Annotated in this window: 22 protein-coding genes; 14 read left to right on the top strand and 8 right to left on the bottom strand. The window is 70.3% G+C overall.

Annotation, left to right across the window (positions count from 1 at the left end; all coding sequences use genetic code 11):
* Nucleotides 1-64 precede the first annotated feature (64 nt).
* On the bottom strand, nt 65-382 hold the full coding sequence (locus BM085_RS31140; protein WP_093890425.1) for a hypothetical protein: 318 nt from the start codon (nt 380-382) through the stop codon (nt 65-67).
* A gap of 333 nt (nt 383-715) precedes the next feature.
* On the opposite strand from BM085_RS31140, the gene BM085_RS45400 reads away from it, so the two are divergent.
* Complete coding sequence (locus BM085_RS45400; RefSeq protein WP_218158870.1) at nt 716-886, top strand: hypothetical protein; 171 nt, start codon at nt 716-718, stop codon at nt 884-886.
* 11 nt (nt 887-897) lie between these two features.
* The gene (locus BM085_RS47530) at nt 898-1,104 is read left to right on the top strand and encodes a GNAT family N-acetyltransferase (RefSeq protein ID WP_218158869.1); all 207 of its coding nucleotides are present in this window, start codon (nt 898-900) and stop codon (nt 1,102-1,104) included.
* A gap of 153 nt (nt 1,105-1,257) precedes the next feature.
* On the opposite strand, the gene BM085_RS31130 is transcribed toward BM085_RS47530, so the two are convergent.
* Nucleotides 1,258-4,119 carry an AfsR/SARP family transcriptional regulator gene (locus BM085_RS31130; RefSeq protein WP_093890424.1) on the bottom strand — a complete coding sequence of 954 codons (2,862 nt, stop codon included), beginning with the start codon at nt 4,117-4,119 and terminating at the stop codon, nt 1,258-1,260.
* Nucleotides 4,120-4,366: 247 nt separating this feature from the next.
* On the opposite strand from BM085_RS31130, the gene BM085_RS31125 reads away from it, so the two are divergent.
* The 6 genes from BM085_RS31125 to BM085_RS46280 all read left to right on the top strand — a co-directional run bounded on the left by BM085_RS31125 (nt 4,367) and on the right by BM085_RS46280 (nt 10,490).
* A complete protein-coding gene (locus tag BM085_RS31125; RefSeq protein WP_093890423.1) occupies nt 4,367-5,455 on the top strand; it encodes a HesA/MoeB/ThiF family protein in 1,089 nt (362 codons plus the stop codon).
* Nucleotides 5,456-5,459: 4 nt separating this feature from the next.
* Entirely contained in the window at nt 5,460-6,653 is a 1,194-nt protein-coding gene (locus BM085_RS31120; RefSeq protein ID WP_093890422.1) for a hypothetical protein, read from the top strand.
* Between the two features lie 413 nt (nt 6,654-7,066).
* Nucleotides 7,067-7,702: a GOLPH3/VPS74 family protein gene (locus BM085_RS31115; protein WP_281249884.1), complete on the top strand. Its 636-nt coding sequence runs from the start codon at nt 7,067-7,069 to the stop codon at nt 7,700-7,702.
* A 28-nt stretch (nt 7,703-7,730) separates the two neighbouring features.
* Nucleotides 7,731-9,203, top strand: a complete 1,473-nt coding sequence (locus tag BM085_RS31110) for an APC family permease (RefSeq protein WP_093890420.1) — start codon at nt 7,731-7,733, stop codon at nt 9,201-9,203.
* Nucleotides 9,200-9,793 carry a GNAT family N-acetyltransferase gene (locus BM085_RS31105; RefSeq protein ID WP_093890419.1) on the top strand — a complete coding sequence of 198 codons (594 nt, stop codon included), beginning with the start codon at nt 9,200-9,202 and terminating at the stop codon, nt 9,791-9,793. Before BM085_RS31110 ends, BM085_RS31105 begins: the two co-directional genes overlap by 4 nt.
* A 547-nt stretch (nt 9,794-10,340) precedes the next feature.
* Complete coding sequence (locus tag BM085_RS46280) at nt 10,341-10,490, top strand: SDR family oxidoreductase (protein ID WP_245789816.1); 150 nt, start codon at nt 10,341-10,343, stop codon at nt 10,488-10,490.
* A 439-nt stretch (nt 10,491-10,929) separates the two neighbouring features.
* Here the strand turns inward: BM085_RS46280 and BM085_RS31095 are convergent, their stop codons facing one another.
* Nucleotides 10,930-11,658: a VOC family protein gene (locus tag BM085_RS31095; protein ID WP_093890417.1), complete on the bottom strand. Its 729-nt coding sequence runs from the start codon at nt 11,656-11,658 to the stop codon at nt 10,930-10,932.
* Between the two features lie 421 nt (nt 11,659-12,079).
* On the bottom strand, nt 12,080-12,544 hold the full coding sequence (locus tag BM085_RS31090; protein ID WP_093890416.1) for a MarR family winged helix-turn-helix transcriptional regulator: 465 nt from the start codon (nt 12,542-12,544) through the stop codon (nt 12,080-12,082).
* A gap of 78 nt (nt 12,545-12,622) precedes the next feature.
* On the opposite strand from BM085_RS31090, the gene wrbA reads away from it, so the two are divergent.
* Both wrbA and BM085_RS31080 read left to right on the top strand, forming a co-directional pair.
* Nucleotides 12,623-13,300, top strand: coding sequence for an NAD(P)H:quinone oxidoreductase (wrbA, locus tag BM085_RS31085; RefSeq protein ID WP_093890415.1), 678 nt, complete (start codon nt 12,623-12,625; stop codon nt 13,298-13,300).
* A 25-nt stretch (nt 13,301-13,325) separates the two neighbouring features.
* The gene (locus tag BM085_RS31080; RefSeq protein WP_093890414.1) at nt 13,326-14,750 is read left to right on the top strand and encodes an MFS transporter; all 1,425 of its coding nucleotides are present in this window, start codon (nt 13,326-13,328) and stop codon (nt 14,748-14,750) included.
* Nucleotides 14,751-15,040: 290 nt separating this feature from the next.
* Here the strand turns inward: BM085_RS31080 and BM085_RS31075 are convergent, their stop codons facing one another.
* Nucleotides 15,041-15,910: an aldo/keto reductase family oxidoreductase gene (locus BM085_RS31075; RefSeq protein WP_093890413.1), complete on the bottom strand. Its 870-nt coding sequence runs from the start codon at nt 15,908-15,910 to the stop codon at nt 15,041-15,043.
* 132 nt (nt 15,911-16,042) lie between these two features.
* Between BM085_RS31075 and BM085_RS31070 the strand changes: the two genes are divergently transcribed.
* Nucleotides 16,043-16,474, top strand: a complete 432-nt coding sequence (locus BM085_RS31070) for a winged helix-turn-helix transcriptional regulator (protein WP_425443284.1) — start codon at nt 16,043-16,045, stop codon at nt 16,472-16,474.
* Between the two features lie 172 nt (nt 16,475-16,646).
* The gene (locus tag BM085_RS31065; RefSeq protein WP_093890412.1) at nt 16,647-16,973 is read left to right on the top strand and encodes a hypothetical protein; all 327 of its coding nucleotides are present in this window, start codon (nt 16,647-16,649) and stop codon (nt 16,971-16,973) included.
* 38 nt (nt 16,974-17,011) lie between these two features.
* Here the strand turns inward: BM085_RS31065 and BM085_RS31060 are convergent, their stop codons facing one another.
* Nucleotides 17,012-17,413, bottom strand: coding sequence for a DUF6223 family protein (locus BM085_RS31060; RefSeq protein ID WP_093890411.1), 402 nt, complete (start codon nt 17,411-17,413; stop codon nt 17,012-17,014).
* 275 nt (nt 17,414-17,688) lie between these two features.
* Here BM085_RS31060 and BM085_RS31055 point away from each other — a divergent pair, with 275 nt between their 5' ends.
* The gene (locus tag BM085_RS31055) at nt 17,689-17,898 is read left to right on the top strand and encodes a hypothetical protein (protein WP_093890410.1); all 210 of its coding nucleotides are present in this window, start codon (nt 17,689-17,691) and stop codon (nt 17,896-17,898) included.
* A gap of 67 nt (nt 17,899-17,965) precedes the next feature.
* On the opposite strand, the gene BM085_RS45390 is transcribed toward BM085_RS31055, so the two are convergent.
* Nucleotides 17,966-18,265, bottom strand: coding sequence for a serine hydrolase (locus BM085_RS45390; protein ID WP_218158868.1), 300 nt, complete (start codon nt 18,263-18,265; stop codon nt 17,966-17,968).
* 196 nt (nt 18,266-18,461) lie between these two features.
* On the opposite strand from BM085_RS45390, the gene BM085_RS47000 reads away from it, so the two are divergent.
* Nucleotides 18,462-18,587, top strand: coding sequence for a hypothetical protein (locus BM085_RS47000; RefSeq protein WP_281249883.1), 126 nt, complete (start codon nt 18,462-18,464; stop codon nt 18,585-18,587).
* Nucleotides 18,588-18,632: 45 nt separating this feature from the next.
* Here the strand turns inward: BM085_RS47000 and BM085_RS31045 are convergent.
* On the bottom strand, nt 18,633-18,902 hold a 270-nt coding region (locus BM085_RS31045; RefSeq protein WP_143121138.1), incomplete at its 5' end, for an RNA-guided endonuclease InsQ/TnpB family protein.

The following is an 18,902-nucleotide window of genomic DNA, read 5'->3' as shown; positions in this document are numbered from 1 at the left end:
GGTGCCCTCCCCGTTGCATCAGGCGTGGTGGCGCCGTGGTCCGCACCGCCTCACACCCCGTCGATCAGGGCTTGTCGATCTGGGCCGGAGGCTCGCCGGCGGGCTTGGGGACGCGGATGGTCTCGGCGGGCTGCTCGCCGTTACGGCGCGATTCCGCGGTCGGATAGCAGTCGTAGTAGCAGTAGTAGGCGTCGCAGTAGCGCAGGAAGCAGATCCAGCCCCTGGTCTGGGCCGTCTGCGTGCAGGCGGCCACCGGTGCGGCCTTGGGCGCCGTGGTGTGCGCGGCGGCCGCGGCGTGCGCGGGGAGCGCAACGAGCAGGCCGGCGCCGGCCAGGACGACACCGGCCAGAGCGGTACCGGCATTGCGGATGAAGATATGCATGATCCTCCTCGTTCGCATACGGAACACAACGAGGTTAATGTAGTCGATCAACTACAGACAGTCACCGACCCGGCGGGGGACACTCGGCCGGCGCTCGGCGCGAGGTCGGGGCCTGCTCCAGGTCGATCTGGCCAAGACCATCACGATGACCGAGCAGCGCGATGTGCTCAGTAGTGGTCGAGCGCTCCTTCTCCTGGCTGTATCAGTGCAAACGCCTACGCATCCGCTACGGACGCCGGCGCGATCTCCACGAAGGCCTGCTTGAGCTGAATTGCAGCATCATGTGCCTCCGCCGACTCCGAACCTCATGAAAGGCGTAATAAACCGCCCCGCATGATCGTTGAGCCACTGGCTGCGCCCGCCGACGGCGGGCTACCGGAGCCGCTGCTCGCGGAGCTCACCGCGCTCTACGCCGCCAACCGGGACTTCTTCGCGCTCAGCGGGGACTTCCCCGACCCTGACGACATCCGGCCGACCCGGACCCATGGATCGGACTGCTGCTGATCGACGCGCGGGTGCACCGCTCCGGGTACGGGCGGGCGCCGGCAAGGACTGTCGAGGAACGGTTTCGCTCGGCCGGTAGGACGGCGGTCCGGCTTGCCGTACTTGACAACAATCCGAAGGGTCTCGCCTTCTGGACCACCCTGGGGTACGAGGTGCTCGACCACCGCGAGGACCGGCAGCACGGGCGGCCCTGCACGGTCATGCGGAAGGGACTGTGAACCCGAGTTCCGGAAGCCGGTCGAGGGTCGCAACGATCGCCGGGACCAGGGCGGCCAGATCGATGTCCGTCTGGGTGCGGCCCGCGTAGTGGCCGCGGCCTTGGCCGGGAGGACACATCCGTTTCTCCAGAGGACTTCCGGTGCCGGGTCCGGTCAGCCGAGAGCGGCCCGCGAGCGGGCGATCTGGTCGCGGGTGCGAGCCGACCAGAGGTGTTCGTTGAGCGGGTCGAGCCGGTGGAGGCAGGTGGTGAAGTGGGCCAGCGCGGCCGGTTCGTCGCCCCGCCACCGGCTGATCTCGCCCAACGTGTAGGAGATCAGCGCCTCTCCCCGAGTGTCTCCGGCGTTGACGAACATCTCCGCGCACCGCAGGAGGATGCCGGTGGCCGTGTCGTGGCGGCCCAGCGCGGCCTCGGCCTGGGCCAGCCGGTGCAGCGCCAGCCGTTCGCCGGTGCTCCAGCGCAGGTCCCGGCAGAGGTCCAGGCAGGCCCGGTAGTAGCCGATCGCCTCCTCGACGCGGCCCGTCTCGTAGCAGGCGATGCCGAGCATCCGCAGGAAGCGGGCCCGGTGGACGGCGCTGTGTCCCTCGGCGTGGGCGAGGGCCCGGCGGCAGGTCGCCGCGGCGGCGTCGTGGCGGCCCAGGAAGAACTGGATCGCGGCGATCTCGGTCCACGCGCTCAGCAGGCCGTGCCCGTCGCCCAGCGTGTCGAACCGCTCGGCGGCCAGGGTGGCGGCGGCGAGCGCGCACCCCAGGTCCGTCTCCAGGGTGGCGGCGACCCCGAGCGACGCGTACGCGGCGGTGTGCTGATCCCCCGCCCGTGAGCAGCGGCCGAGCAGGTGGCGGAACTCGTCGGCGACCCTGCCGGCGCGTCTGCGGTCCACCTCGGCGTCGGCGCGTACCAGCCGCAGGCGCGTCTCGGCGGCGGCGTCACCCGCCGCGGCGGCGGCATCGGCGGCCGTCCCCAGCATGCGGACGGCCTCGTCGTGGAAACCGCGCACGATCAGGAACGGCGCCAGCGCGTAGGCGAGTTCGGCCGCCTCGCGCACCAGCCCGGCGCGGGCGGTGGTCTCAGCCACGGCGACGAGCACGCCGCGCTCCGCCGTCAGCCAGGCGCCGCCCTCCGGACAGGGCGGCGTCCGGGCCGGGATGCCGGGCGGGGGCGGGGCGAAGGCGAGGGGCAGTTCGCGGGCGGCGCCGGCGGCGTGGTCCCGGGCCGTGGCGGCGACCCGGCGTAGCGCCGCCGCCCGGCTCGGCCCGCTCTCCTGCGTGACGAACAGCTCGGCGGCGAAGCCGCGCAGCAGGTCGTGCATGCGGTAGCGGGGCTGGTCGGCGGCGTCGGCGTCACCGGCGGTGATCAGTCCGGCGGCGGCCAGCTCCTCCAGGGAGCCGTCCACGTCGCGCACGGTCGCGCCCGCCAGCGCGGCCACCGTCCAGGCGGCCACGCCGTCGGCGGCCACCGATCCGAGCAGCCGGAACGCGCGCCGTGCGGGCGCCGACAGCGCCGCGTAGCTCGCCCCGAAGGTGGCGCGGACGTCCAGGTGGCCCGCACGCAGCTCGCTCAGCGCCGGGGCGTCGGCGAGCCGCCGCGCCAGCTCGGCCAGCGGCCAGGCGGGACGGGTCACCAGCCGCGCCCCGGCGATGCGCAGCGCGAGCGGCAACCGCCCGCAGGCGCGTACGATCGCCTCGGCCGATTCGGGGTCGCTCGCCACCCGGCTCGCCCCGGTCACGCTCGCGAGCAGGTCGTGGGCGTCGGCGGGCGGCGGCACGTCCAGCGCGTACGCGATCGCGCCGGGCATCGCGGGCAGCGGCCCGCGGGAGGTGACGAGCACCGCCGATCCGGGAGTCCCGGGGATCAGCGGTTCCACCTGGGCCTCGCCGGCCGCGTCGTCCAGCAGCACGAGCACCGCACGGTCGGCGACCTTGGCCCGGTACATCGCCGCCCGCTCCTCGGCGGAGGAGGGCAGGCCGGCGGAGTCCACGCCGAGCGCCCGTAACAGCTCCGCGAGCGCGTCGGCCGGGTCGCGGGGTGAGGCCGAGGCGTCACACAGCCGGACGAACAGCTGGCCGTCCGGGTACCGCTGCCGCACCAGATGCGCGACATGGACCGCCAGCGCGCTCTTCCCGACGCCGGGCGGCCCCGACACCGTCACGATCATCGGCGCCGTCCCGGTGCCGTCCAGCGCGGCGACCAGGTCACGGGTCTCGCCCTCGCGGCCGGCGAAGTCGGCGATGTCGGCCGGGAGCAGGCAGATCCCCCTCCAGGCGGGTTCCCGGGCCGTCTCCGGCGCGGGGGCCGGGACGGGGGCGTCGTCGAGGACCGCCGCCTGCAGGCCGCGTAGTTCCTGGCCGGGTTCCACGCCCAGCTCGGCGACGAGCGTCGAGCGGGCCCGCCGGTAGGCATCCAGCGCCTCGGCGCGCCGGCCCGCCCGGTGCAGCGCCAGCATGAGCCGGTGCCACAGGCGTTCGTTGAGCGGCGCGGCCTCCACCAGCGGTGTCAGCTCACCGACGAGCTCGTCGTGCAGGCCGAGCCGCAGGCGCACGTCGATCCAGCCGAGCCGGGCGTTCTCCCGGCGTTCCTCCAGCTCGGTGACGCGCGCCTGCATCGTCGCGGCCAGCGGCACGTCCTCGGCCGGTCGGCCGCGCCACAGCGCCAGCGCCTCGGCGAACAGCCGGTTCGCCGTGGCGGCGTCGCCGCCCGCCGCCTCCAGCCGGGCTCGCCGTACGGCCTCGTCGAAGGCGAGCAGATCGAGCCGGTCGGGGCCGAGGCGCAGGCGGTAGCCGTACGGCAGGGTCTCGACCTCGATCGCGGCGCGGCGCAGCGCGGTCAGGTACGTCTGGAGGTTCGGCAGGGCGGACCGGGGCGGGTCGTCCCACACCGAGGCGATCAGCCGGTCCCTGGACAGCACGGTGTCGGGATGGAGCAGGAAGACGCCGAGCACCGCGCGCACCTTGGCGGCCAGCCGGAGCGGCTGCCCGGCATTGGTGACCTGGACCGGTCCGAGGACCGCGAAGTCCACTTCGTCTCCCGGAACGATCAGCGGTTCTGCGCCTTCTATGGCGACCATATGCGGTTTCTGTGGGCGAAGGGAGGATCTTGATCAAAGACATCTGGAAGGAGGTGGATGAGATGAAGATCGAGGTTCGCAAGGTGGAGGCCGTCAAGGCCACCCAGTTCATGACCTGAGGCACCGCCTCTCAGCCGGTCGGGAGGCGGTACGGCCGCCTCCCGGCCGGCTCCGTCCCGACGAGCGATGCGGATGAGCGATGCTGGTGATGTTGAAAGAGTGCGCCTGGGAGTCTCTCGGCGGCGAACTGGTGGTGGTCCACGACCCGCGTGAGGCGTACACGCTGGCTGATCCGGACGGCCGGATCGCGGCTCTCCTGGAGGAGCTGGCCCGCGGGCCGGCCACGGCGGAGGAGCTGAGCCAGGCGCTGACCGCGCGAGGCGTGGCCGTCACGGGAGACGACGTCCGCGACGGTCTCACCGGGCTCGACTCCCTCGGCCTGGTCGAGAACGCCGACGAACGCCTGCTGGGTGACCCGGACGCCGACGAGCGGCATTTCTCCAACCTGACGTTCTTCGGGGTCTTCGCCCGGCTCGGCAGGTCGCGAGCGGAGTTCGTCCGGCGGCTGCGCGACTCCCACGTCCTCGTGCTCGGTGCGGGCGGCGGCGGCTCGTCCCTCGTGCAGTGCCTGGCCGGGCTCGGCGTCGGCGCGCTGACGCTGGTGGACCGCGACGACATCGCTCCGCGCAACTTCGCCCGCCAGTTCCTCTACCAGCACGCCGACATCGGCCGGTCGAAGGTGGAACGCGCCGCCGAATGGGTGCGTGCGTACGACCCGGGCGTCGAGGTCCGCGCCGTGGACCGGTGGATCTCCGGCCCGGACGACCTCAAAGACCTGACCGGGGACGTCCAGGTGATCGCCGGCGGCCTCGACGGCGCGTTGGACGCGAACCTGTGGGTCAACGAGGCGGCGCTGCGCGCGGGCGTCCCCTGGGTGGCCGGCGGGATGACCCGCACCCAGCTCATCTACTTCTCCGTCGACCCGGGTCGCAGCGCCTGCCTGCGCTGCGACGAGTCCGACCTGCCCCGCCCGGACGAACGCACGACCGCGGCGGTCGCCCATCGGCTCACCCGCGGGCTGCGGCTCGCCAACGGCCTCACCGGGCCGATGGCGATGCAGGTCGGGTCGCTGGTCGCCTACGAGGTCATGCGTTACCTGACCGGCGTCGAGCCGCCGCGCGCGGCCGGGTGCCGGGTGGTCGTCGACCTGCTCAACGGGCTCGTCCCGGTGTGGCAACCGTTCCCCCGTGACCCCGCCTGCCCGGCGTGCGCGCTGGCCCGGCGGTGAGCCGATGAGCGGCAGGGTTCCGCTGCGCCCGCTCAGCATGGTCGAGGAGGGCGATGAGGTACTGGTCGGCGATCCCGCCACCGGCACCTTCGTGGCCATGCCGGCCGTGGGGGGAGTGGTGATCTCGGCGCTGCTGCGCGGCGCGAGCGAGGAGGAGGCCGCAGCCGAGGCCGAGGCGTTCGCCGGTGAGCCCGTGGACATGCCGTCGTTCGTGGCGACCCTCGCCGAGCTGGGATTCGTCGACGACCGGCCCGGCGTGGAACGCCGGGCCGTGCGCACCGCGCCCATCCAGATGCGGCGCTGGATGGCGGGGGTCAGCCAGCGCGCGGCCCGTCCCTTCTTCGGACCGGTGGCCTGGACCTGCTACACCGTCCTGGCGCTGTTCTGCCTGGCCGTCTTCGTCGCCTGGCCGTCTCTGTTCCCGAGCCCGGCCCGGGACGCGTTCCTGCTCGACGACGTCGGGCTGAGCGCGCTGCTGCTTGTGCCGTTCGTCCTGGTCTCCACGGCTCTGCACGAGGGCGGGCACTGGCTCGCCGCCCGGGCGATCGGCGTCGAGTCCCGGTTCGGGATGGACCGGCGGATGATGCTGCCCGTCCTGGAGACCGACCTCTCCCAGATCTGGACGGTGCCGCGCCGTCGCCGCTACGGGCCGCTGCTCGGCGGGATGGCGGTGGATGTGGTCCTGCTCAGCCTGCTGCTGGGCGCCCGCCTGCTGATCCGGCAGGGGATGTGGTCACCGGACCCCTTGGTGGAGGCGACGCTTTCGACATGGGTGTTCGTGAAGTTGGCGGGTCTGCTGTGGCAGTGCATGGTCTTCCTGCGCACCGACCTGTACGGGGTGCTGGTCAACGTGCTCGGCTGCCGCGACCTGTGGCGGGTCAAGACGCTGATGCTGCGGCGCGCGTTCGGCAGGCTCACCCCGGCGCAGGCGGCGGAGCTGGGCTCGGCCGCGCCCGCCGACGTGCGGGCCGGGCGGTGGTTTCGGTGGCTGTGGCTGGCCGGGTTCGCCGGGGTGCTGGCCTGGTTCGTCTTCTTCGTGGCCCCCGTCGTGGTGACCGTGCTGGTGTGGGCGGCCGAGGGGCTTGTGCTCGGGCCGCTCAGCCCGCGGTTCTGGTACGCGTTGCTGTGCGCCGTCCTGCTGCTCGGCCCGTATCTCCTGGCCGCCTGCCTGGCCGTCCGGGAGTACGCCCGGCGGTAGACCGGGCATCGTACGGCGACCGGCTTGCGGGGCCTCGACGGCCGGTACCACTGCGCCGGGGGCGAGGAAGTCTGCACGGTATTACGCCAGTCCCAAACTGCCAAAAATCCTCGCATTAAAATCCCGTGGAGATTCATCGGGATTCTCGGGGCCGCCTTTCGGGGGGCGCCTGACCGGGGTTGTCCCGGCTCCGGCGAGCCTCGGCGGGCCGCTTCCCGGCACCCGCCCGCGGCTGGCCAAAAATATGTGAATTCTTGGATTCGCCGAAGTCTTCGAGACACCTCTCGGCATAGCTCCAGGTTGTTGGGCTATCTGTCCGTTTCTTTGGTTCTCGTCTGGCCGATCTATGTTCGGCGCCGGAACTTCGTTCGCGTAATGACAAATTTAATGATTTGGCTATACGATCGCCGTTCGTGGTTGGAGTTGATCTTTCAGGGACCCGATTGGCCAACGACCTGTTCTTTGTCATGCATGACAACGCGACCGGCCGGATGAGGCTTCATGCCCGCCTGACCGGTCTGGGGCTGGCCGCCGCCATCCTGGGAGAACTGATGCTCGCCGGGCGGATAACCGTGGGATTGGCGGCGGGGCAGATACGGCTCGTCGTTCTCGACGCGGCGCCGCCCGAGGACGCGCTCACCAGGACCGCCCTGGAGCACATCGTCGCCGAACCCGAACACCGCTTCTGCACCTGGTTGCGCTTCCTCGCCCGTACGGCGCTCGCCGACGTGGCGGCCCGGATGACCGCCGACGGGCTGCTGCGCTCACCCGGCAGACGCCCGTCGCGCAGGCAGGTGCCGGTCGACGTGAACATCGCGGCGTGGCCCGGCGGACGCGTCAACCTGGCGATCCAACGCCGTGAGCCACTCAGCGTCCAGGACGGCGTCCTGCTGGGGCTGCTCGTCGCGACCGGCGGCAACCAGCTCGTCCTGTGGGAGCAGAACCCGAGATACCTCTCCGATTCGATCACCGCCCTCCCGGCGCCGCTCCAGGAACTGATCGCCCAGACCGAGGCTGCCGTAGGTGACTCCGTCATCAGCCGCCGGTGAACCCACCCCCCTCATCTCAAGGATCCCAATGTCCGTGACAGAACGAAGGGCCAGCGCCGTTTCCGCCGCGCTCGCCCAGGACCGCCTCGGTGTGCCGTCGGTGGTGTTCTTCGTCATCTCGGCGGCGGCGCCGCTGACCGTCATCGGTGGCTCGGTGACCGCCGCCTACGCCGCGACCGGCGTGACCGGCGTGCCGCTCGCCTTCATCCTGCTCGGAGTCATCCTGGGCCTGTTCGCCGTCGGCTACGTGACGATGGCCCGTTACGTCGTCAACGCCGGGGCGTTCTACGCGTACACCGCGAAAGGGCTCGGCAGGCCGGTGGGGGTGGCGACCGCGTGGGTCGCGTTGCTGGCCTACAACGCGCTTCAGGTGGGTCTCTACGGCATGATCGGTGCGGCCGCCCAGCCGCTGATCGCCGACTGGTTCGGAAGCTCTCCGCCCTGGTGGGTCATCGGGCTGGTCGCCTGGGTGCTGACCGGGGTGCTCGGCCTCATGCGGGTCGACGTGAACGGGAAGGTCCTTTCGGTCCTGCTGCTGACGGAGATAGCCGTCGTCGTCGTGTTCGACATCGCCGACCTGATCAACCCGGCGGCCTCGGGCTACAGCCTCGAGGTCTTCGACCCGTCGAACCTCTTCGTCCCCGGGATCGGTGCGGTGGTCGCGATCTGCATCGCGTCCTTCGCGGGCTTCGAGTCGTCGGTGGTGTTCTCCGAGGAGACCAAGGATCCCAGGCGCACGGTGCCGATCGCGACCTACGTCGCACTCGCCGTCATCTCCGGGCTCTACGCCGTGTCGTCCTGGGCGATGACCGTGCCGATCGGCTCGGACAAGATCGTCGAGACCTCGCGCGAGCAGAGTTCGGCCCTCCTGTTCAACCTGGCCGGGCAGCACCTGGGGGCGACCGTCGCCACCATCGGTTCCCTCCTCTTCGTGACGAGCCTCTTCGCCGCGCTGATCGCCTTCCACAACACAATCTCCCGCTACGTCTTCGCCCTGGGCAGGGAGAGGGTGCTGCCCGAGACCTTCGGTCGTACTTCCCCCCGGACCGGTGCCCCGGTCAACGGCTCGGTGGCGCAGAGTGTCATCGGGCTGGTCACGATCGTCATATACGCGATCTTCGGCCTGGATCCGGTCGTCCAGCTGTTCTTCACCGTCGGATCGTTCGGTGGCCTGGGACTGCTCATGATGCTGGCGGCCACCTCGATCTCCGTGCTGGTCTTCTTCGCCAAGAACCCCAACGAGGAGAACGCCTGGCGGACCAGGATCGCTCCGGCTGTCTCCTCGGTCCTGCTGATCGTGGTCATCGTGCTCGTCATGGCCAACTTCGACACCGTGCTCGGCGTGGCCCCCGACTCCCCGCTGCGCTGGATCATGCCGGCCGTCTACTTCGTCGCCGTGGGGCTCGGCGTCATGTGGGGACTCGCCCTGCGGGCCAACCGGCCGAAGGTATACGCGAACATCGGGCGGGGTGCCCAGGCGGCCGTGGGAGGGACCGCATGACAGAGATCATTCGCGTTCGGAACGCTCCCGGAGCCGCCGAGACCGTCGGCGCGATCATCGCCACCTCCTTCCACGAGCAGGAGATCTCGGCCTGGATGATCCCGCCGGACGACGACCGCCGCCGGGTGATGCCCCCCTTCTTCTCCATGGTCACCGAGAGCGCCCTCATCCACGGCGAGGTCCACGCCACGGCCGACATGTCCGCCGTGGCCGTATGGTTTCGCAAAGGCGCCGAGCCGCTTCCCGAGACCCCCGACCGGGACGCCCGGGTGAAGGCGTTCGCCGGTCCCCACGCGGAGCGCATCGGGCAGATGGGGGAGGAGATGGACAGGCGCCACCCCCACGACCCGCACCACTACCTGGCCTTCCTCGCCGTGCTCCCCGGGCACCAGGGACGGAAGACGGGGACCCGGCTGCTCGGGGAGTACCACCGCGGGCTCGACGAGGCGGGCATACCCGCGTACCTGGAGGCCAGCAGCACCCGCAGCCGCAGGCTCTACCTGCGCCACGGCTACCAGGACCTCGGCGACCCGATGTTCATGCCCGGCGGCCCGCCGATGTTCCCCATGTGGCGCCCGCCGAACCCCTGACCCGAGTGCTGTCCTGCCGCCTCCGGCCCATCGCGGGCCGGAGGCGGGGGCGATTGCGGCCCCGTTGTTCTCGCGGCCCGGCCACCGCGTTCCCCCCGGCCCCGGCGACCCATGAGGCCCGGGTCGCCGTGACACGTGGAACGCGGTGGCTCGATCGGCCGGGCCTTCGGCCAAGCGCGCAGAGTCGCGGAGGGCAGCCGAACACGGCGACGAAGGGCGGCGTGCTCGGCTGTCTATCGCGTGCTGGACGTTGGATGAGGAGGAGTTCGCCTTGCCGGCGAACAAGACGGGGGCGACGCGCCTGGGATTCGGCTTGGTGCTCAAGTGCGGCGAGGCCGAGAACCTGTTCGACATCAGACTTCGCCGCGGCCGCGCCGCCGGTCCATCTCACGCGCTTGGCCGCGCTGTGTCACGTACGGCGGACGCAGTTGATCGACGACCTGGTCGAGCTGCTGATCCAGCTTGTCCACAAGATCAGCGTGCGGGTGGAGAAGAAGGTCGAAGGCGAGACCAAGACCGAGTTCCGGCGGGTGCACGGCAAGAGCGGATCAAGCAGGATGAGACCGCCCGCATCCCTCTCGGCCGCCGTGGCGCCCCCCAGGAGGTGGCCGCCTGGATCGTCCACCTCGCCGACCCCGCCGCCACCTGGATCACCGGACAGGTCCTCACCATCGACGGCGGTCTGGAACTCGCCTGACAGCCCGCTCCGTCGCGCCTGTTCCCGGATCGCTCACCGGCGCACCGTTCCCCGATGCCGGACAGCCGGATCTCGCCCCTCCTGCCAGCGGGCCAGCGCCTCGGGGGAGACCGTGAATAGCGGGCCAGGCGAGCAGGGGGGAGGGGTCGGCCGCGCCGTACTCGCCGGCGTGGGTGAGCGCACTGCGGCGCAGCTGGGGCAGCGCTCACGGACGGCCGTACGGGCGGCCGGCGCCGGCGCTGGTCGGCCGGTGCGCTGGGATCTGATCGTCAAGTACAGGATCACGCGGAGATCAACTCATCCACCACTCCGCCGGACGTGACCTGTGTGGGCAATACACCTAGGCCAGGGTTTCCGGTGCCCGAGGTTGACCTGATCCGCCCAGGAACCCGGTAGCTGACAGCGGGGAAACCGAGGCCCCTGACGGGCATAGCCCCTTTTAGGGAAGCCACTCCTGAAGTCCGGTGAGATGCCCGAGTTCCGACTCGATGCGCTGCCTGTCGCTGATGGTGAGCTCCAGACCGTGCAAATCGGCGGCCCATGGATCGGCGGGCTCGCCGAGGACCATGGCCAGGTCAATGAGGTGGCACAAGGCGATGGCCCGCTCGACCGCCGGGGCGTCCGCGCCATGCCTGCGCACTGCGGACTTGAGCGCGCGGAAAGCCTGCAGGTCATCATTCTTGAACTCGCGCAGAATCCGGGCGTTGTCGAGCGCCTTGGCCAGACCTGTCAGCTTCTTCGAGCCGCCATACTCCAGGTCGGCAGGCTCGTCGCGCTGGATGAATATGATCGAGTTCCCGGACGGGTCGATCAATGTGAACCGGGACGCGCCTGGCCGGTAGCGGGTGATCCGCGGCAGGCCTGAACTCAGCACCTTGCCGTAGACCCGGCGCATCGCCGCGACGAACGCCGCGTGGTAGGGCGCCACGGCGTCGACCATGACCAGGCAACCTCCGGACTCCTCCCGGGCCGGATCCAGACTTTTGGGCGCCGGACCGAAGTGCAGCTGAAATCCGCTCCACTGCAGCGCCAGATAGACATAAGGCCTGCTCTGCTTGTAGGTCGCCTGGAACCCCAGCGCCTCATAGAACGCCAAGGTCTCCTCGACCGACGCACACGGCATCAACGGCACCGTCGTCTCGTTCGGCCGAACCGAAATCTCACTCACGTCATCCCACCTCCCAGGTCGTCCGACGATGCTTGCACCCTGCAGCGAACCTCGCATATGGATCGTTCCAGCGGGTCGGGCATTCGTGATGTCTGTCGAACGACAGGACCGCACCGCAGCCGGGTTATCGGGGGCAAGCCTGTCGTGATCGACGCCGGTGACATCGAGAAGGACGACCTCGGCGTCTGCCGCGGTCGTCCAGGACAACGGTGCGCACCGTGCCGCCCTGGCCGTGGATGCGGACGTGTTCGGCGATCACCGGATCCACGCCCCTCCGCCTCTCATTCGCGAAGTTGCCGGACAACCGGGAACCGGGCGGTCCGCGCCGGACGCTCTGGCCCAGCTCGCGTCGTGCCACCGGGGTCAGTCTTACCAGATGACAAAAGTTATCCAGGAAGCCTCGTTGGGTGCGCGCACGGCGCTAGACCGTGCCGGCGCCGCCCGGGTGGTGGGGGCGCCTGGTGTCCACGTTGCCGGTCAAGGTTTTGAGGATGCCGGGGAGTTCGGCCACCGTTTCGGCGGGCAGGCCGCCCACGGTCTCCTCCGCCAGGGCGCACCAAAGCTGCTTGACCTGCTCGGCCAGAGCTTTGCCGCTGTCGGTGAGCTCGACGATGCTGGCGCGCCTGTCGGAGGGGGCGGGTGTGCGGCGGATGTGGCCGCCGGCTTCGAGCTTGCGGGTCATGAGCGTGACGCTGGGCGGCTCGCAACCGAGCGCCTCGCTGAGCTGGGCCTGGATCATCGGGCCGGTCCGGGTGAGCTCGAGCAGGAGCGCCTCTTGTCCGGGGTGCAGGCCGAGCGGGGCCAGCAGCGATGCGGCCCTGGCCCGGTGGCGCAGGCTCAATAGGCGGATGGCCTGGTTGAGGGCGTCGGCGTGCTCGAAGTCCATGAGCTCTCCTTGACAGATTAGTTATGCGCATAACTATTATGCGCATAACTAATCTTACTCGACATCGAGGAGCCGGGCATGACCGTGAAGGTCGCCGTCATCTACTACAGCGCGACAGGCAGCGTGCACGCGCTCGCGCAGGCCGTCGCCGAGGGCGCCGCCTCGGCCGGGGCCGAGGTGCGGCTGCGGCGGGTCGCCGAGCTGGCGCCCGACAGCGCGATTGATCAGAACCCGCTGTGGCGGCGGCACACCGATGCAGCCGGGTCGATCCCCGAGGCCTCGATTGATGACCTGGCGTGGGCCGATGCGTTCGCATTCGGGACGCCGACGCGGTTCGGCGCTCCTGCCGCGCAGCTCAAGCAGTTCATCGACCAGGCCGGCGGGTTGTGGCACGAAGGCGGATTGGCTGACAAGCCGGTCACGGCCTTCACCTCGGCGTTCAACCGGCACGGCGGCAGCGAGGCCACGCTCTTGTCGCTGGGCAACGTCTTCTACCACTGGGGAGCCCTGATCGTGCCGCCCGGATTCACCGATCCAGTCGTGTACGCCGCTGGTGGCAACCCCTACGGCACATCGCATGTGACCGGCCCGACCGGAGACGGCCCGGACACCGCGGTGCTGGAAGCGGCCAGGTACCAGGGGCAGCGGTTGGCCCAGATCACGATCCGGCTGCTGGGAAGCGGGCGCGTCACCGATGCCGCGGACGACGGGAACGCCCGCGAAGCCCTGGCCGCGACAGCCTCCCGGACCGCGTGAGCGGCGGGTTGACAGGGAGGAAGTCATGACAACCGACATCGCGACGCGGCGGGCCAGGCCGCACACCGGGCCCGCCTGGTTGGTCCTGGCGTTGGCGTGTGCCTGCCAGTTCATGGTGATCCTGGATTCGTCCATCGTGAACGTGGCCCTGCCCTCGGTCCGCGAGGACCTCGGCTTCACACCCGCCGGCCTCGCCTGGGTGGTGAACGGCTACCTGCTCACCTTCGCCGGCTTGATGCTGCTGGGTGGCCGCGCCGCCGACTTGTACGGCCCGCGCCGGATGCTGGTCGCCGGGATGTTCCTGTTCTCCGCCTCGAGTCTGGTCGGCGGCCTGGCAACCGCTCCGGAGGTCCTGGTGGCGGCCCGCCTCGCGCAGGGCATCGGAGCCGCCATGATGGCCCCGGCGACGCTGGCCGTGATCAACACCTCCTTCACCGAGCCGAACGCGCGCGCCAAGGCGTTCGGCGCATGGTCCGCCGCGGGCGGTGTGGGCGGGCTGGTCGGCGCGGTCGCGGGCGGCGCCATCACCACCGGCCTGTCATGGCGGTGGGTCTTCCTCATCAACGTGCCCATCGGCGCGGTGCTGATCGTCACGGCCATGATGTCGCTGGCCGGCACGCGAAGCAGCCGACGAGAGTCGCTCGACCTCACGGGCGCGGTCACGGGGACGGCGGGGCTGGCCGCGCTGATCTACGGGGTCATGCAGAGCGCCGATCACGGCTGGTCGTCCGGGCCGGTCATCGGGCCGGTCGTGGCGGGCCTGCTCCTGCTCGTCGTCTTCACCGCGGTGGAGGCGCGCTTCGCCGCCCAGCCGATGGTGCCCCTGCGGCTGTTCAAGATCCGGGGGGTGGCGGTCGGTAACGGCATGCTGCTGATGTTCGGCGGAATCGCCATCGCGATGTGGTACTTCACCTCACTCTTCCTGCAGAACGTCCTCGGCTACAGCGCGCTTCAAGCCGGGCTTGGACAGACCCCCGCGGCGGTGATGTTCATGTTGATCGCGCGATGGGCCGCCGCCCTGCTGCCGCGCACCGGCATGCGGCCTCTGTTACTGTCCGGCAGCGCCTGTTTCCTGGCCGGATTCGGCTGGCTCTCCCTGGCTCATGCCGACAGCGGCTATGTCACCAGTGTGCTCGGGCCTACCCTGCTCATCGCGATCGGCATCGGGCTGACCTTCCCCACCCTCATGGCCGCGGCGACCGTCGGCGCTCCCGAGAGCGATGCGGGGATCATCGGCGGCCTGGCCCAAACCGCCGGCCAGGTGGGCGGGTCGATCGGCCTGGCGGTGCTCGCGACGGCCGCCGACGCCAGAGCCGCGTCGGAGGCCGGCGGGGGCTCCCCGGTCGACGCCCTCGCCGCCGGATACGACCTGGTCTTCCTCATGGCGGCCGGGCTCGGCCTGGCCATCGCCGTGGTCAGCATGCTGCTGCCTCGGCACCGGCGCGGCTGACCGCCGGCGACGCCGCGGGATTCGCTCGCCACACTCAGGGCGCAGATCCTTGACCGGCACTTCCCTCCCGTACAGCCGTAGCCGTCGCTCGCTGGCAGAGGTAGTTTCCGCAGCTCAACGGCCGGGCGGTCGTCCAGCTGGACCGCCTGACCGGCCTGCCGGTCGACGCGGTAGTCGTCGGCGGTCGAGGCGACGGCCGTCCAGAAGTCCGCGGGGCCGGTGAAGGAGGATGGGGTATCCACAGCGATTTAGCGGCGCTGTCTTGCGGAACAGCGGAAACCGGCGCTTGTTCAGTGGCCGATGCTGTCCAGTTCGGCCACGTCCTCGTCGGAGAGGGACAGTCCGGCGCCCGCGGTGTTCTCGCGCAGGTGGGCGGTGGACGAGGTGCCGGGGATGAGCAGGATGTTCGGCGAGCGCCGCATCAGCCAGGCCAGTGCGACCGACATCGGCGTCGCCTCCAGCCGACTCGCGACCTGCGAGAGGGCCTGCGACTGGAGGGGCGTGAAACCGCCCAGGGGGAAGAACGGCACGTAGGCGATGCCGTCAGCGGCGAGCTGGTCGACGAGGTCGTCGTCGTGGCGGTGGGCGAGGTTGTACATGTTCTGCACGCACACGATCGGGGCGATCCCGCGCGCTTCAACGACCTGCTCCGCGGTGACGTTGCTGACCCCGATGTGGCGGATCAGGCCCTCTCGCTGGAGGTCGACGAGCGTCTCGAACGCCTCGGTGATCGAGCCGGGCCGGGGGCTCTGAGCGTCGCCCATGCGCATGTTGACCAGGTCGAGGGTCTGGACGCCGAGGGAGTCGAGGTTCTCGTGGACCTGCTTGCGCAGGTCTTCGGGGCGTCGCGCCACGGGCCAGCCGCCCTGCGCGTCGCGGGTCGCGCCCACCTTGGTGGCGATGAATAGCGACGACGGGTAGGGGTGCAGCGCTTGGCGGATCAGCTCGTTCGTGATGCGCGGTCCGTAGGCGTCGCTGGTGTCGATATGGGTGATCCCGAGGCTGACCGCCTCGCGCAGGACGGCCAGGGCGCCGTCGCGGTCGGCGGGCGGGCCCATGACCCCCGGGCCGGCCAGCTGCATCGCGCCGTAGCCGAATCGGGTGACGGTCGAGTCACCCAGCGTCCAGGTTCCGCCGGGAAGAGTGGAGGGTGTGATCATCGTGGTGCCTTTCGCTTCCTGCCAGGGGTGGTGTCTCCGGGCTTGTTGCACCAGTATTGGAGACCTGCTTTCTTTCGGGAAGTAGGCACCTTGAAGTGCGTAACTACCCCCAAAGGGGGAGAGGCGAGGCCAGTGGCGACGACGAAGGCGCAGGCCAAGGCGGAATACAACGCGTTCATGGCGGTGTGCCCCAGCCGTCAGCTCCTCGATCGGATCTCGAACAAGTGGGTCGTCCTGATCCTGTGCGCACTGGGAGGCGACGTGCCAGACGCATCCGACCAGCCCGGCGCATCGCACGCCCCGAAGGCGATGCGCTACTCCGAGCTCTCCCGACTACTGGCCGGCGTCAGCCAGAAAATGCTGACCCAGACCCTACGAGCCCTCGAACGCGACGGGTTGCTCACCCGCACCGTGACACCCACCGTGCCCGTCACCGTCACCTACCAGCTGACCGGCCTCGGCCTCTCACTCCACCACCTGACACGCGGGCTCAGACACTGGGCACAGACCCACATGGACCAAGTCCTTGCCAACCGCGAGAAAAACGACGCACAAGCTTTCTAGCGTGAACAGCGCTCTCCGTCTCTGCGGAGGGGAGCGGTCCGGGCACGCCGGGTTCGGCGGCGCCGAGCTGCAGGGGCCCCTCCCTGGAGCCGGTGCTCGCCCGGGATCACCGTGTGCTGCCTTCGACCCGGTCCGGGACGCGGGTGGCCCGGCCGGGGTGTTCCAGGATCTGATGGACGCGCTGATCGCCGAGGCCGCATCACGCGGGCAGGTCAGGTTGGAACTGGTCAGCGTGGACTCCACGATCGTGCGGGCGCATCAGGAGTCGGCCGGGCCGGCAGTGGCCGGGGAGACGCTGGATGCGCTGGAGCAGGCGCTGACCGAGGAAAAGGGGGCTTCGCTTCCAAAGCAGCCGCCGGTGCTGCGGGTGATGCGCCGCAGGTCACACCCGGCGCGGACGACGCGGACGCGTCGTCGGGCCCGGATCGTGGCGCCTTGCGGCGACGCCGCAAGGCCCGGGCAAAGGCTGCCGAGCTCGGCCGATCCCGAGGCGGGCTGAGCAGCAGGGCCTCGATCGCGCGTTTGTATTCGCTGCGGTCAGCCGCTCAGCTCGGTGCGGCGGGAGCGGGCCAGAGCCAGCCCGCCGAGGACCGCACCGACCAGCCCAAGCACCACGGCCAAGGCCGCCCCGAATACTCCATTGCCGGTGCCGAGACCACCGTCGGCGACAGCCAGTTTCACCACGCCGTTGAGCCCGCCGATCAGCCCCACCACCATGGCCACGATGGCTCCCCTCCTCCCGCCGTTGCCGATACGACGGACGGAGCGCAGCGCCAGCCAGCCGATGACCACGCCGCCCAGCGCCACCAGTGCGGCCACACTGGCCCAGACTCGCTCAGGGGTCCCGAGAAAAGTATCGACACCCTGGCCCGCGCATTCTGCCGCCGACGTACAGACTGGCGAGGTTGCCTGTGCGGCAAGCACCAACAAGACGGACATTGAGGATCCTTTCGGTCGAATGACGGACGCCCGCAGCGTGTGCAGCGCGGTGACTCGGCCTATGCCGGTCGAGGTCCCGGTGACGAGCGCGAGCGCCTGGGAGGGGTTACACGGAACCGATCATCGCGCCGTCGAGGCGGCCATGGCCTCCGACAGCGGACGGCAGCGTCTACGCAGTTCCGCGTAGACGACTCGTGCCTTGGTACGCCCGTCGTCGTAGGCGGCCGCGCGTCCGGGCGGAGTGTTCTCGCGGGCGGCGACCGTAGGATCACGGCATGGAACACCGCGTGGTGCCGTGGCGCCTGCCCGTGCCGGCGCAGGACGTGTTGCTCGCGCTCTTCATCACCGTGATGCAGGTTCAGGGCACGATCGTCCGCAATGCCGACGAGGTGGTGCAGCGGCCGCTCGCCGACCTCGGAAACCTGGGAACGGCCCATCGGTTCTGTCGGGGAGAGATCCACAGGCCGGTGCCCGTGAAACCATAGTGAACGTAGATGCCGGCTTCGGGGGCCATGCCGGAGGCGGGATACCAGAACAGGCCACGTGCCGGGGTCAGGTCGCCGGTGTGGACCTGGAGGGACTCGGCCACCCAGGCGGCTCCGAAACCGACCGGATCCGCTCCGGAGGCGGGGGCCAGGAGGTGGCGCTGTAGTCGACGGCTTCGCCGATCGGCCGGTGCAGTGCCTCGCGCAGAACGCCGTCGCGGACGGTGCGGGGGGCGGTGCCGTACAGGTGTTTGAGGTTGGCGCGCAGCGGCATGCCGGCGGTGTGGGTGAGCAGGTGCCGGGCGGTGGCGTGGCCGAGCGGGTGACCGGATACCTCTGGCCAGAAGGTGCCGAGCGGGTCGTCCAACGGGGCGCCCGGGGCTTGGGCATGCGGCCGGTCCGGGGCGAGCGGGTGTCCATCTCGCTGAAGGTAGTACGGCCGGCGCCGGCATCGAGGGGGACAGGCGGCGTCCCTGCTCTGCCATGACCGCCTCTTTCTCCGAGGTCGATACGGCTGCTCCGCTACCGGCCGGTCAGCGACCAGTCGTGGCGAATATGCCGACATGCCGCTCAGCCTCGCCGAATCCGATCGGCGGCAGACCTTCAAGAGCAGCCAGAAAGATGGTCGTGCTGCCGCGTGGTCGAAAGCCCTGATGGGTCTAGTCAGCTTCTCAGCCCTGAAGGGCTGAGCTTGCAGCTCCTCGCCGTCGGTGGCTTCGACGGTTTGGTCCGCGTCAGGCAGCGTGACTCACTGCCCAGCCCGTCTCACCGCGTGCGGCGATGTTACGGGCTGCGTTGACGTCGGCGTGCTCAGCGAAGCCGCACGACGTACAGCGGAAGGTTTCCTGGTCCGGCCGGTTCTTCTTGTCCACGTGCCCGCAGGCCGAGCAGCCTTGCGAGGTGTAGGCCGGGTCCACGTACACCACGGCGACACCGGCACGGGCCGCCTTGTAGGCAATGAACCGGCCGAGCTGGTGGAAGCTCCACGAATGCAGCGTGACCCG

Source organism: Streptosporangium canum (assembly GCF_900113865.1).
Taxonomy (GTDB): Bacteria; Actinomycetota; Actinomycetes; order Streptosporangiales; family Streptosporangiaceae; genus Streptosporangium; species Streptosporangium canum.
The sequence above is the reverse complement of the archived record's forward strand: the minus strand, read 5'-3'. Positions and strand labels throughout refer to the sequence as shown.